Here is a 13,309-nt window from a genome sequence, read left to right as displayed (position 1 = left end):
GGGAGCATCGTGCACGTCGTGTCGTTCGGAACCTATCAAGCGGAGAACCACCCGAGGGTCGCGGTCCTCTCCGAGGGCCTCCGACAGAGGGGCCACACGACCACCGAGGCGAACGAGCCCCTCGGGCTCTCGACCGCCGAGCGCGTGGACCTGCTCCGCTCGCGCACCGGGGGCCTCCGCCTCCTGCTGAGGCTCGCCCGGTCGTGGACGAGGCTCGCGGTGTCGGCACGACGCGAGGCGCGTCGGCGTCGCCCCGACGTCGTGCTCGTCGGGTACATGGGGCACTTCGACGTGTGGCTCGCGCGGCTGCTCTTCCCGAGGACCCCCGTGGTGCTCGACCACCTGATCTTCGCCGCGTCCACGGCACAGGACCGGGGTGCCAGCGGCTCGCTGCTCGGCCGTGCCCTGCGGCTGCTCGACGCGGGTGCCGTCGCCGTCGCGGACGTGGTGCTCGTCGACACCGACGAGCACGCACGGCTCGTGCCCCGTCGGTCCGCGCACAAGACCGTCGTGGTCGGGGTGGGCGCGCCGGACGCCTGGGCGGAGGCCCGCCCGGCCGCCTCGACCGCGCGGACGGCGTCGACCCGGCTCTCTGTCGTCTTCTTCGGGCTCTTCACGCCGCTGCAGGGTGCCGAGACCATCGGCCGCGCGGTCGCCCTGCTGCGGGACGACCCCGTGGACGTGACGCTCGTCGGCTCCGGACAGGACCTCGACGCGGCACGGGCCGCCGCGGAGGGGTCGCCCTCGGCCACGTGGACGTCGTGGGTCGACTCGCGCGAGCTGCCCGCCCTCGTGGCGCGGCACGACGTCGGTCTCGGCATCTTCGGCACGACGGCCAAGGCCGGCAAGGTCGTGCCGAACAAGGTCTTCCAGTGCGCGGCCGCCGGCACGGCCGTCGTGACGAGCGACACCGCACCCCAGCGCCGGGCGCTCGGCGACGATGCCGTGTTCGTGCCCGCAGGCGACCCGCACGCGCTCGCGGACGAGCTGCGGCGGCTCGCCGGCGACCCCGAGCGACTCGCCGACCTGCGGCTCCGCGCCGCGGCGCGGGCGGACCGCTCGTTCACGCCCGAGGCCGTGGTCGAGCCGCTGGAGGCGGTCCTCATGGCTGGCGGCTCGTCTCGACGGGGCGTGCAGGAGGCACTGCGGCGTCGTCGGTCGTGAGCTCCGGGCGGTCGCGGACCCGCGCCGTCAGCACGGCGACGGCGACGAGGCCTGCGAGCGTCGCCAGCGCGAGCACGACGAACTCCGGCCTCCCCACGGGCAGCGAACCTGCGAGCTCGCGCAGACCCTGCTCGGTGACGGCGAGGTCGAAGCCCTCGAAGAACCCGCGGTAGGCCACCGAGAGGCCGTAGAGGGCGAGCAGGGGGGCGCCCACGGCGACGGCGACGGCCGCACGGCGACGTGGTGCGCCCGGCGCGAGCAGCGCTGTCGCCGCGATCGCGGAGAGGGCGACCAGGGCGACGAGCGAGGGGTAGAAGTAGCGCCCCTGCGTGCCGTAGACGCCTTGTGTCTCGTCGTAGGTGTTCCAGCCGTTGGCGAGCATCACCACGGCGATGACCACGGGGAGCACGGTCAGGAGCAGCGCGGCACGGCGCGTGCCGCGGGCACGGTAGGCGAACACGCCGACCAGCAGCAGCGCGCCGACCGTCAGGACGTCGCTGACGACGGGGCTGACCGGGTACTGGGCCCGGCCGAACTGGCCCCAGAAGGACGACGTCACCCCGTCCCAGAACGTGTTGAAGAAGAGCCCGGCGTTCGGGCCCTCGCCGGCGGGCCACGGCGCCGGGGGGCGTTCGTCCGCGAGCCCGTTGGGCTGGAGGGTGCCGTAGCGGACGAGGTTGCCGATCCACCACCAGGCGCCGAGGGCGGCGGTGACGGCGCCGGTGCCGAGGGTCTGCAGGAGGCGGGTGCGGAGGGGGACGGTGCTGGCGCCTCCGAGGAGGACGGCGAGGGCGACGAAGGGGACGGCGGGGAAGGCGGTGCCCTTGACGGCGAGCATGAGGCCGAGGGCGGCGCCGAGGAGGAGGGTGGTGCGCCAGGTGCGGTCGCCGGTGAGGACGCGGGTGGTGAGCCAGACGACCACGCCGCCGAGCAGGATCACGGGGGCGTCGTTGGTGACGGAGGCGCCGATCTGGGCGAGCTGGGGGACGGCGAAGAGGGCGGTGGCGGCGACGAGGGCGGTGCGGGGGGAGCGGGTGAGGCGTCGGACGGTGGCCCAGGTGAGGAGGGGGAGCGGGGCGACGAGGACGACGTCGAGGAGGCGGAGGGCGAGGACTCCGGCGTCCCAGCGGTGCTGGGTGAAGTCGACGGCGTCGAGGACGGCGCCCGCGAGGAGGTAGTAGGTCGGCGGGTGCTGCGTCATCTGGTTGACGAAGTCGTGGTACCCCGGCGCCTGCTCCTGCAGGGCCCCGAAGGTCGGCCGTTCCGCCGGCGGGATCGTGAAGTTCGTCACCTGGGCGGCCTGGGCCGCCGCGATGTTCAGGGCCTCACCGGGAGGGGGCCAGCCCTCGTCGAGCGCGACCCGGACGCTGGCGTCCCAGTGGGTGAACTCGTCCGGTGCCTGGAACATCGGGGTCATGACGGCCCACAGGGTCAGCAACAGGCCGAAGGCAGCGGTGACCACCGCGACGGACACCGCCTCCCGGCGCCGCACGGGCGGAGGCGTCGACGAGGTCTCAGGCACGGGGTTCCTTCCCGACGGGGGAGAGCGTCCGCCACGTGCCGACGACGGCCGCGAGGGCCGTCACGGCGAGCAGGACGACGAGGACGGTGAAGACGCCGCCGCCGGCAGGGGTCGTCACGAGCAGGTTCGAGACGCCGGGGCCGGTGATCTCGAGGTCCGTCCCCTCGAAGAACCCGCGGTACGCGACGGAGAAGCCGTAGACGCCGATGACGGGGGAGGCGACGAGGACCACACGGGCGAGCCGCCTCCTCGTCACGGGGGAGTCGATCGCGGTCAGGGCGCCGAGGGCGGCGAGGGCCACCAGCGCGACGAGCGCTCCGAAGAAGTAGCGGCCCTGCGCGCCGGAGATCTCCTGGGTGCGCTCGTACGAGGACCAGTTGTTCTGGAGCAGCACGAGGAGGGTGAGGAGGGGGAAGGACGCGAGCACCCAGGCGATGCGCCGACGAGGGCCGGGACGGAACGCGGACCACACCACGAACAGGAGGCACGAGACCGTCAGCAGGTCGGTGAGGATCGGCGTCATGGCGAACTCGAGGCGGCCGAACTGGCCCCAGAACGACGCTGAGAGGCGGTTCCACTCGGTGTTCACGAACGCGCCCGCGTTCGGGCCCTCGCCTTCCGGCCACGGGACGGGGGTGAACGACCTCGGGAGCCCGTTGGGCTGGAGGGTGCCGTAGCGGACGAGGTTGCCGATCCACCACCAGGCGCCGAGGGCGGCGGTGACGGCGCCGGTGCCGAGGGTCTGCAGGAGGCGGGTGCGGAGGGGGACGGTGCTGGCGCCTCCGAGGAGGACGGCGAGGGCGACGAAGGGGACGGCGGGGAAGGCGGTGCCCTTGACGGCGAGCATGAGGCCGAGGGCGGCGCCGAGGAGGAGGGTGGTGCGCCAGGTGCGGTCGCCGGTGAGGACGCGGGTGGTGAGCCAGACGACCACGCCGCCGAGCAGGATCACGGGGGCGTCGTTGGTGACGGAGGCGCCGATCTGGGCGAGCTGGGGGACGGCGAAGAGGGCGGTGGCGGCGACGAGGGCGGTGCGGGGGGAGCGGGTGAGGCGTCGGACGGTGGCCCAGGTGAGGAGGGGGAGCGGGGCGACGAGGACGACGTCGAGGAGGCGGAGGGCGAGGACTCCGGCGTCCCAGCGGTGCTGGGTGAAGTCGACGGCGTCGAGGACGGCGCCCGCGAGGAGGTAGTAGGTCGGCGGGTGCTGCGTCATCTGGTTGACGTCGGTCGTCGTCCCGGGGTGCGCCGCCTCGAGGTCGGCCCAGCTCGACCGGTCTTCCGTGGGCACGGTGGTGATCGAGTCCTGCGCGGCGAGCGAGGCGGCACGGAACAGGGCCTCGCCCGGGGCAGGCCAGCCGTCGCCCTCGGCGACGCGGACCGCGGCGTCGAAGTGGACGACCTCGTCGGGCGCCTGGAACATCGGCGTGAGCAGGGCCCAGAGCGTGAGGGCCACAGTGAAGGCCGCGGTGACGCAGGAGAGGATCGCCCACTCCGACCGGGTGACCTGAGGTACGGAGATTGTCTCAGTCGCCATAACGCTGGAGCTTCAGGAGGTCGAGCTGTTCCTCGGCCAGGGTCCTGTTCAGCCTCGTCAGATCGGCGACCACCCCGATCACGACGGAGAGCAACGCGGTGATGACGAGCAGGACGCCGAGGAGCAGCGACTGCAGGTGGTCCCCGCCCGGGTCGACCTGCAGCAGCACCAGGTAGCGGACGAAGGGCACCAGTCCGACGGCGAGGAGGACCGCGCTGATCCACGCGAAGAGCGCCATCGGCCGGTACATCAGGTACACGCGGACGATGGCGGAGCCGGACATGAACATGTGCTGCCAGATGTTGCTGAACAGCCGCGACTCGCGGGTCTTCGGGTTGGTCGTGATGGGGATGCTGGTGAGGGCGAGCCGCTTGTAGCCCGCCTGCACGATGGTCTCCATGCAGTAGCTGAAGCGCGTGACGATGTTGAGGCGGATCAGCGAGTACTTCGAGTAGGCGCGGAAGCCGCTGGCGGCGTCGGGCAGGTCGAGACCGGCGGCGCGGCTCGCCACCCAGCTGCCGAGGCCCTGCATCGTGCGCTTGAACTTCGAGAAGTGCTCGATGGTGCGGGTCTGTCGGTCGCCGATGACGATGTCGGCCCTGCCCTCGAGGATGGGCTGGACGAGCTCGGTGATCTGCGACTGGGGGTACTGGTTGTCCCCGTCGGTGTTGACGACGATGTCCGCACCGTGCAGCAGCGCGTAGTCGACCCCGTCACGGAACGAGCGCGCGAGGCCCATGTTGCTCGTGTGGCGGACGACGTGCTCGACCCCGTGGGCCCGTGCGACCTCGACGGTGCGGTCCGTCGACCCGTCGTCGATGACGAGGACGTGGATCTCGTCGATCCCGGGGATGGAGGTGGGGATGCTCTCGAGGACGGACGGGAGTGTCTCCTCCTCGTTGAGGCAGGGGATCTGGATGAACAGCTTCACGGGTGGGTTCCTCGGGTGGGGCGTCAGGCGGTGATCAGTCAACCAACCCTAGGCGACATTCGTCGTCCGACGGTGCCGGCTTGCCTCATCGACCGAGCGGTGTGAGCGCTCAGGACCGTCCCAGGCGTTGCCGCAGGACCCTGGCGCGATCGCCGGCCTGGTCGGCCAGCCGCACGACCTTCCTCGCCTTGAACGCCCTCACCTGCTCCTCGCGCTGGTTGGCGAGCAGCTCGAGGTCGAGGGCGCGCGCCTGCGTGTGCTGGACGGCGTTCTCGAGCAGGGCCTTGTTCTCGGTGAGCGACCCGACCTCGGCGGCGAGGCGCTCGATCTCGGCGTCACGCTCGACTAGGCCTCGCCCGAGGTGCACGAGGTCGGCGGCCTCGGCTGCCGGGACGGGCGCGCCCATGTCGCTGAGAGCGTCGATCCCGTGGCCCGCGAGGTACTGCACCAGGACGTCGTCGGCGGTGAAGTGGCCGCCAGCGGCCTCCTCGGCCGTCACGTGACGGAGGGCGTAGTAGCCCTTCAGCGTCCCTGCGCGGAGCCGACGGTAGTCGCGCATCCCGTGGTGGTTCGGGCTCGGCTGCGCGTCGGGGTTCGACTCGTAGGCCAGGCCGGCGATCTCGACGCGGTGGGCGTACTGGCGCCAGGAACGCCAGGGGAAGTGCAGGACCTCGAGGGCGAGTTCCTCCGCCGGCGCGTCGCCGGCGGCCATGGTGACCAGGTGGTTGCCCTGCACGACCGCGACCTCGGGGTCTCCGACGTGGATCGAGTTCCCGGTGGGGTGCGACAGGAGCCCGACCTCGCGCAGCTCCGCGTCGGTGCGCTCGTCGCGCCAGACGAGCTGGCCGAGGTCGACGCCGTGATCCGCGAGCGGGCCCACCATGTTCACGACGGGCACGACGAAGGCACGGACGGCCGGGTCGAGGCGCGTGAAGACCTCGCGGAGCGAGAGCTGCCGGTCTTTCGCGACGAGGAACTCGTCGGCGTCCGCGTTGACGACCCAGTCGGCGCCGTGGACCGTGTGGGCGTCCCGAGCCATCCGGGTGACGGTCGCGCTCTGCTGCTTGCGGTGCACCGGGTCGTGACGGAGGTCGACGACCACGGGGGACTCGGCGGCGAACTGCTCGAGGATCTCCCGCGTCCCGTCCACCGAGCCGTTGTCGGTGACGACGAGGACGTCCATGCCCTGCGCGACGTGGTAGGCCAACCACGTGGGCAGGACGTCCGCTTCGTCGCGGACCATGAGTGTGACTGCCAGTGTCATCTGGAGGGTCGACTTTCTTCGAGTGGGTCGGACGGCCCGGGGCGCGGGCGGCGGCGAGGGCCGGCGTGGGCACGGACCGACAGCGCGGTCCGGAGCACCGCGCGCAGCGGCCAAAGGTACCAGCCGGGGTACTTGCCGGCGAGGAAGCGGTAGGCGCTGCGGTGGTGCGCGAGTCGCATGGCGTCGGACGAGTCCACGGTCGAGTGGGCGCCCACGTGCACGACCCGTGCGGCCGGGTCGTAGACGTTGACGAAGCCGCGTCGACCGATGCGCCAGCCCAGGTCGACGTCCTCGAAGTACATGAAGTAGCGCTCGTCGAAGCCGCCGAGCTCGTGGAAGAGCTCAGCCCGCACCAGCAGGCAGGCGCCGGAGAGCCAGCCGACGTCGCGGAGGCCGGCCGGGCGGTCGTCGGCGTGGTACAGGCGGGTCCACGGGTTGCGCGGCCAGACGTTCGCGAAGAGGGCGTGCCCGAGACCGGTGCGGAGGGACGGGACGCGGCGGGCGGACGGGTACAGGCTGCCGTCCGTCTCGACGATCGCGGGCCCCACGGCGCCGACGTCGTCTCGCGACGTCGCGGTGCTCAGCAGACGATCGACCGATCCCGGCGAGAGGACGACGTCGGGGTTCGAGACGAGGATCCAGTCGACGTCGCCCCGCAGCTCCTGCACCGCCCGATTGACTGCGGCGCCGTAGCCGGCGTTCCGCCCGGTGGAGACGAAACGGGCTCCGTGCCGCTCGGTGGTCGCCCGCAGCCCCTCGGCGTCGAGGGAGCCGTTGTCGGCCACGACGACGGGGGCCGGCTGCTCGGAGGCCTGGTGCGCTGACTGGAGGAACTCGGCGAGGTAGCGTCCGGAGTTGTAGCTCACCGTGACGACGGCGACCTTCGGGGCCCCGGTCACGAGGTCCACACGGCGACGTGCGCGGAGGCGCACGTGTCCCAGGTGAAGCGTGCCGACCGGGCCACGGCGTCGTCGGCCAGCCGGGCCCTGAGGTCAGGGTCGTGCAGCAGGGCACCGAGGTCGCGCTCGAGGGCGCCCGCCTCCGGCTCGGTGTAGGCGACGGCGTCGCCGCCGATCTCCGGGAGTGCCAGCCGGCGGGTGGTCAGCACCGCGGCGCCGCAGGACATGCCCTCGAGCACCGGCAGGCCGAAGCCCTCTCCCGTGCTGGGGTAGACGACGACCGAGCTGCCGCCGAGGAACGCGGCGAGCTCGGACAGGTCGAGGTAGCCCAGGTACCGCATGGGCTCGCCGGGCCGGTCGCCGGCCGCGGTGAGGAGTCGCCGCGCCTCGTCGTCCCAGCCCAGGCCCCCGGCGACGAGGAGGGGCGGCGTCGCCGGGTCGGCCGCGACCAGTGCGCGGTGGGCCGCGATCAGGGCCGGGACGGACTTGCGGGGCTCGACGGTGCCGAGGAAGGCGATCCACCCGGACGTGACGTCGAGCGAGTGCGCCTGGGCGAACCGGGCCACCTCCTCGTCTGCAGGCGGGCGGAAGAGCGCGCGGTCGACGCCGAGGCGGGCCACGACGTTCGGTCGGGCGGAGCGCACGAAGCGGTCGACCTCGGAGGCGGTGGCGCCGCTCGGCGTCACCGTCGCGCGGGCGAATCGGCGGGCCGCGGTCGTCCACGCGCGGAAGAAGAGCCGCTTGAGGGTGCCGTGCGCGGCCGGGTCGCTGAAGAACGTGGCGTCGTGGATCGTCACGACCGACCTCGACGCCAGGACGAGGGGGAACGTGTAGTGCGGGCTGTGCACGACGGAGGCACGCGAGCGCATGCCGAGCAGGGGCAGGCCGACCTGCTCCCAGACCAGCCGGACAGGCCGGACGCGCACGACCGCCGGCGCGGCACGGTAGCGGTGACCGGGCGCCTGCCCCCGGAGCCAGTCGAGGTCCTCGCGCTTGGCGACGACGTCGACGTGCCGGCCGGCGGCGTCGAGCCCGCCGAGCAGGCCCCCGACGTAGCGCGCGACGCCGCCCTTGTTCGGAGGGAGGGACGTCGCGTCGACGAGGACGGGCAGGTGCACCACCGTCAGGCGGAGAGCTCGCGCCCGGCGGTCTCGACTCGCGTCATGCCGGCGTGGCGGTCGTCGTCGACCATGACGAAGCGGGCCGCCTCCCGAAGGATCGCGATGTGCTCGCCCGTCTTCTTTGCGAGGAAGCAGTGCACGAAGTAGGGGCCGCCGCCGAACTGCAGGTCGTTCAGCCGGTACTCGACCGTCGTCGTGCCGTGCAGGGGGGAGTGGACCAGGCCGATCTTGCGGCTGTCGGTGCCGTAGACGAGGTGCCCGTGCTGGTTCTCGATCTTGAAACCCGAGTTCCACTCCTCCAGGGGAGTCGTGTGCGACAGGGTCATCCGGATGACCAGGTCGTCGCCAGGTCGCAGCTCCTCGCCGGGAGCGCGCCCGGGAGAGGCGATCTCGACCTTGTCGACCGTGCCGGGGGTGGCGTCCTCGTCCGGGTTCGCGGCCTCGGCCTCGGCGACCCGGCGGCCCTCGAGGATCTCGCGGAAGTTCTTGACCGCGTGACGGGCCGAGCCCTGGAACATGACCTCGCCGTGGTGCAGGACCACTGCGCTGTCGCACAGTTCTTGCACCTGCCCGAGGGAGTGGCTGACCAGGACGATCGTCCGGCCCTGCTGCTGGAACTCGCGGATCTTGTCGAGGCACTTCTTCTGGAACTGCTCGTCGCCGACGGCCAGCACCTCGTCGACGAGGAGCACGTCCGGGTCGGTGTGGATGGCCACCGCGAACGCGAGCCGCACGTACATGCCCGAGGAGTAGAACTTCACCTGCGTGTCGATGAAGTCGCCGATGCCGCTGAAGAGCAGGATGTCGTCGAACCTTGCCTCCGCCTCCTCCTGGGAGATGCCGAGGATGGCCGCGTTCAGGAAGACGTTCTCGCGACCGGTGAGGTCGGGGTGGAACCCGGCGCCGAGCTCGATCAGCGCCGCGAGCCTGCCGCGTCGCGAGACCTCGCCGGTCGTCGGCTCGAGGATGCCGCCGATCACCTTGAGAAGCGTCGACTTGCCCGAGCCGTTGGGGCCGAGCAGACCGATCGTCGTGCCTGCCGGGATGTCGAGCGAGACGTCCTTGAGGGCCCAGAAGTCCTCGCTGTGGCGTCGGCCGGCGCGTCCCAGGGTGACGATGCGCTCCTTGAGGGAGTTGTCACGACGGATGACGAACCGCTTCGACACGTTCTGCACGCTGACGACCGTGGGGGCGTCCGCGAAGTCGACGTCGTCGACGGCCAGGATGTTGTCGGTGGTCATGACTGGTGCCTTTCGGTGCGCACAGGTCAGATCTCCTGTGCGAAGTTGCCCTGCAGGCGTGCGAAGACCCGCTGGCAGAAGAACAGGGCGACGAGGCCCACGAGGATGGCGATGCCCATGCGCATGAGGAGGTGGTCGGGGTACTGGTCCGGTCCGCCTGCCGTCCAGAACGCACGGTGGAACCCGAGGATGCCGAGCGTGATCGGGTTGTTCGTGTAGAGGGGGAGGACCCACTCCCACGGACCGTCGGTCGCGCGGGAGAAGACCATCTGCCAGGAGTAGACGATCGGCGAGGCCCACATGAGGAGCATCATCAGCACCTCGACCAGGTAGGCCATGTCGCGCAGGTAGACGTTGAGCGCCGAGAGCAGGATGCCGAGCGCCGTGCCCCAGACCAGGATGATCAGGGTCGCGGGGAAGAAGTACAGGATGCCGGTGGTCGCCGGGAACGACTGGAAGGCCAGCGTCGCGAGCAGCAGGATGACCAGCTGGATCGCGAAGTTGAACAGCGCCCCGCCGACCGCCGACAGCGGATAGATCTCGCGCGGCACGTAGACCTTCTTGAGGAGGCCCGCGTTCGCCACGACGGAGCCCGTCGCGCCGGACACTATCTCACTGAAGAGGCCGTAGAGGGTCAGGCCCGCGAAGATGTAGATCGCGAACTCGGGGATGGCCCTGGCCGACCCGAGGATCTGGCCGAGGATCAGCCAGTAGATGCCCAGCTGGACGAGCGGGCGGATCAGCGTCCAGGCGAAGCCGAGGGCCGAGTCCTTGTACCGCGACTTGAGGTCGCGGCGGATCAGCAGGTCGAGCAGCTGGCGCTGTGCGAACACCTCGCGGACCGAGCCCCACGTGCCGCCCACGGGCCGGCCCGCCGGGACCATCGGTTCTTCGCGCAGTCGCGCGAACCGCTCGCTGACGGTGGTGCTCATGGTGTACCTCGTTCAATCGGGAAACAGGGAACTATACCTCGCGGCCCCTGAGGGGCCGACGAGGTCTGCGGACTAGCGGCCGTTCTTGCTGTCGCGCATCGTCCGCACGCGGTTCTCGACCTTGCCGCGGAGCTCGCCCACGCCTCCTGCGGTCAGGTAGTGACGGGCGAGCTGCACGTCGCGACGGACGCCGTGACGGCTGTTCGCGATCTCGTTGAAGCGCTGCTCCCTCGTCTTCTCGATCGGGGGCACGACGACGGAGCCGCCGCCGAGGCGCTGCGCCTCGGCGGCGCTGTCGGCGCGGTCGGGAGCCACGTGAGGGTCGTGGCAGAAGGCGATGAGCGGGGCGAGCGCCTTCTCCCAGGTGAAGTCCTGGGCCACGCGGGCCACGTTGGCCTTCGCCGCGGCGATGGCGTCGTCGTCGAAGAGCATCGACTCCAGGGCGTCGGCCAGGCCCTCGACGTCACGCTCGGTGACCGCGACCCCGAGGCCCTCGGCGGCCACCAGGTCGCCGAAGCTGTCGCCCCGCGTCGTCACGATGGGGAGGTTCGCCCACATGTAGTCGAGGATGCGCGTGCGGAACGAGAACGTCGTCTCGATGTGGTCGAAGTGCGTGCTGACGCCCGCGTCGGCCTCGAGCAGGTAGTTCTGGCGGTCGTCGAGCGCGACCCAGTTCTCGTTGAAGAACACGTTCTTGCCCGTGAGGCCGAGCTGTTCGGAGATCTCGCGGGTCTTGGAGACGATGGCCATCTCGGGCACGTCCGGGTTGGGGTGCGCGACGCCCAGGAAGAACAGCCGGACGTTCGGGCGCCGCTCGGCCAGCAGGCCGATCGCCCGCACGAGCGTCGGGGTGTCGAACCAGTTGTAGATGCCGCCGCCCCAGATGACGACCTTGTCGTCGTCGCCGATGCCGGGGACGATGCCGCGGATGGCCTTCCGGGTGTGCTGCGGGGGCGTGCTGTCCATGCCGAACGGGGCGATCGAGATCAGGTCCTGCAGGTTTTCGTCGGCCGCGTAGGTGTCCGGGTTGATGCGCCCGACGGCTGCCAGCTGTCCCATCCAGAACAGGCGCTGGCGCTCGGAGGCGCAGAGGAAGTAGTCGCCGCGCTGCAGCTGCTCGTTGACGACCTCGGTCGTGACGAGCACCTGGTTGCGCCAGGCGGCGTCGCCCATCTCACGGCCCTGCTCGAGCTGCTCGAGGTGCATCGGGTCGTACAGGTCGACGACCATGATCTTGTTCGAGCGCTGCAGCGTCAGGAAGTGACGCAGGGCGAAGCCCTGGAAGAAGATCACGTCAGCCCACTCTTCGTGGACCTTCATGCCGCGCTCGTCCTGCAGGCGCACACGCTCGACCTCGAAGCGGTCGGAGCTGCGGTTCGCGACGTTCCAGGTGACGAGACGGACGTCGTTGTGCTCGCTCAGCGCCTCCGCGATCTTCCAGGCGCGCATGCCCGGGCCGGCCATCTTCTCGCCGATCGCGTCACCGGTGATGATGAGGACGCGCTTGCGCATCATCGGGCGGTTGACCCCGAACGCGTCCTGGATCTTCGTGAAGCCGTCGAGGAAGTAGTCGTCGCCGAACAGCGGGTGGAAGATGTTTCCGAAGAGGCGGAAGACCTCTTTGTCGGTCTTGACGCGGCGCGACTGGATCTCGTCCCGGCGCTTCTTGAGCTTCGGCAGGTCGGCCACGAACTGGTCGAGCGCGAAGAGCCCCGCCACCGTGTCCTTGTGGACGGGCGTCGTCTCGTCGAACTCGTCGGCGGCGCCGTCGAAGCGGCGGAGGTCGAACGACTCCGAGTCGAGCTTGCCCTTGGCGACGGCGCGACGCGCGAGCAGCGCGAAGGCGGCCGGGAGGATGGTGCCGAGGCTGTCGTCCGACAGGTTCTTGTAGAGCATGTGCAGGGCGTTGCGCTCGAGCAGGTACATCTCGCGGTGCTCGCCGAAGCTCTTCATCGAGCCGTGGTGCTTGTGGTACACGATCGAGTCCGGTGCGAAGCGCACGCGGTAGCCGTACAGGTTGAGGCGCCAGCCCAGGTCGACGTCGTCGTAGAACATGAACATGTCCTCGTCGAAGCCGCCGATGTCGAGGAACAGGGCGCGGCGCACGAAGAGCGCGGAGCCCGTGCCGAAGAGGAGGTCGCGTTGCTCGTCGAAGCGGCCGTCGTCCTGCTCGTTGGTGTGGTTCTTGTAGCCCATGCCGAACCAGGAGAGACCCGACTCGACGAAGTCGATGGCCCCGCCGTCCCAGTCGAGGACCTTGCTGGCGACGGCTCCGATGCGCGGGCTGGCCGAGAACGCCGCGAGGCCCTCGCGGATCCAGTCGCGGTGCGGCTTGGCGTCGTTGTTCAGGAACGCGACGAACTCGCCGGTCGCGGTGCGGGCGCCGAGGTTGCTGCCGCCCGTGAAGCCGAGGTTCTCGGCGGAGACCACGAGCTCGACGTTGGCCTGGTCGCCCAGGGCGGCGCGGAGGCGGGCCTCGCTGTCGTCGCCAGACCCGTTCTCGACGACGACGATCTGCAGCTGTGCGGCCGGCCAGTCGACCTCGTTCAGCCGTGCCACGCACTCGAGCGTGTCGTCGGTGCCACGGAAGTTGATGATGACGACCGATACGGTCCCGGCGGTGGTGACGGTCAAGGCTATCGCTCCAAGGGGTTCGGCTGACTCGGCGGCCCGGAGGCCGCCCTGAGTATAACCACCGGTGCTC

General features: G+C 70.9%; 10 protein-coding genes. 1 reads left to right on the top strand and 9 read right to left on the bottom strand.

Features of this window, described 5'->3' with window-relative positions:
• Nucleotides 1-18 precede the first annotated feature (18 nt).
• Nucleotides 19-1,164, top strand: coding sequence for a glycosyltransferase (locus tag EDF20_RS04370; protein ID WP_243833362.1), 1,146 nt, complete (start codon nucleotides 19-21; stop codon nucleotides 1,162-1,164).
• On the opposite strand, the gene EDF20_RS04365 is transcribed toward EDF20_RS04370, so the two are convergent.
• The 9 genes from EDF20_RS04365 to EDF20_RS04325 all read right to left on the bottom strand — a co-directional run bounded on the left by EDF20_RS04365 (nucleotide 1,103) and on the right by EDF20_RS04325 (nucleotide 13,239).
• The gene (locus tag EDF20_RS04365; protein WP_133737804.1) at nucleotides 1,103-2,686 is read right to left on the bottom strand and encodes a DUF2142 domain-containing protein; all 1,584 of its coding nucleotides are present in this window, start codon (nucleotides 2,684-2,686) and stop codon (nucleotides 1,103-1,105) included. The genes EDF20_RS04370 and EDF20_RS04365 overlap by 62 nt on opposite strands.
• On the bottom strand, nucleotides 2,679-4,217 hold the full coding sequence (locus tag EDF20_RS04360) for a DUF2142 domain-containing protein (protein ID WP_133737803.1): 1,539 nt from the start codon (nucleotides 4,215-4,217) through the stop codon (nucleotides 2,679-2,681). Before EDF20_RS04360 ends, EDF20_RS04365 begins: the two co-directional genes overlap by 8 nt.
• A complete protein-coding gene (locus EDF20_RS04355) occupies nucleotides 4,207-5,148 on the bottom strand; it encodes a glycosyltransferase family 2 protein (RefSeq protein WP_133737802.1) in 942 nt (313 codons plus the stop codon). Before EDF20_RS04355 ends, EDF20_RS04360 begins: the two co-directional genes overlap by 11 nt.
• A gap of 109 nt (nucleotides 5,149-5,257) precedes the next feature.
• Nucleotides 5,258-6,412 carry a glycosyltransferase family 2 protein gene (locus tag EDF20_RS04350; protein ID WP_133737801.1) on the bottom strand — a complete coding sequence of 385 codons (1,155 nt, stop codon included), beginning with the start codon at nucleotides 6,410-6,412 and terminating at the stop codon, nucleotides 5,258-5,260.
• Entirely contained in the window at nucleotides 6,409-7,311 is a 903-nt protein-coding gene (locus tag EDF20_RS04345; protein ID WP_133737800.1) for a glycosyltransferase family 2 protein, read from the bottom strand. Before EDF20_RS04345 ends, EDF20_RS04350 begins: the two co-directional genes overlap by 4 nt.
• Nucleotides 7,308-8,429 carry a glycosyltransferase family 1 protein gene (locus EDF20_RS04340; protein WP_243833361.1) on the bottom strand — a complete coding sequence of 374 codons (1,122 nt, stop codon included), beginning with the start codon at nucleotides 8,427-8,429 and terminating at the stop codon, nucleotides 7,308-7,310. Before EDF20_RS04340 ends, EDF20_RS04345 begins: the two co-directional genes overlap by 4 nt.
• A 5-nt stretch (nucleotides 8,430-8,434) precedes the next feature.
• A complete protein-coding gene (locus EDF20_RS04335) occupies nucleotides 8,435-9,673 on the bottom strand; it encodes an ABC transporter ATP-binding protein (protein ID WP_133737798.1) in 1,239 nt (412 codons plus the stop codon).
• A gap of 26 nt (nucleotides 9,674-9,699) precedes the next feature.
• A complete protein-coding gene (locus EDF20_RS04330) occupies nucleotides 9,700-10,605 on the bottom strand; it encodes an ABC transporter permease (protein ID WP_133737797.1) in 906 nt (301 codons plus the stop codon).
• Nucleotides 10,606-10,677: 72 nt separating this feature from the next.
• A complete protein-coding gene (locus EDF20_RS04325) occupies nucleotides 10,678-13,239 on the bottom strand; it encodes a glycosyltransferase (protein ID WP_243833360.1) in 2,562 nt (853 codons plus the stop codon).
• Between the last annotated feature and the right edge of the window lie 70 nt (nucleotides 13,240-13,309).

The sequence above is a fragment of the Frigoribacterium sp. PhB116 genome (assembly GCF_004364285.1).
Classification (GTDB): Bacteria; Actinomycetota; Actinomycetes; order Actinomycetales; family Microbacteriaceae; genus Frigoribacterium.
Note: the sequence above shows the minus strand (reverse complement) of the source record. Positions and strands in the feature narration are given on the sequence as shown.

Excerpts from the sequence above, each read along its gene's own strand:
- EDF20_RS04330 (WP_133737797.1), bottom strand. The coding sequence starts at position 10,605 with ATGAGCACCACCGTCAGCGAGCGGTTCGCGCGACTGCGCGAAGAACCG.
- EDF20_RS04350 (WP_133737801.1), bottom strand. The coding sequence starts at position 6,412 with ATGACACTGGCAGTCACACTCATGGTCCGCGACGAAGCGGACGTCCTG.
- EDF20_RS04335 (WP_133737798.1), bottom strand. The coding sequence starts at position 9,673 with ATGACCACCGACAACATCCTGGCCGTCGACGACGTCGACTTCGCGGAC.
- EDF20_RS04360 (WP_133737803.1), bottom strand. The coding sequence starts at position 4,217 with ATGGCGACTGAGACAATCTCCGTACCTCAGGTCACCCGGTCGGAGTGG.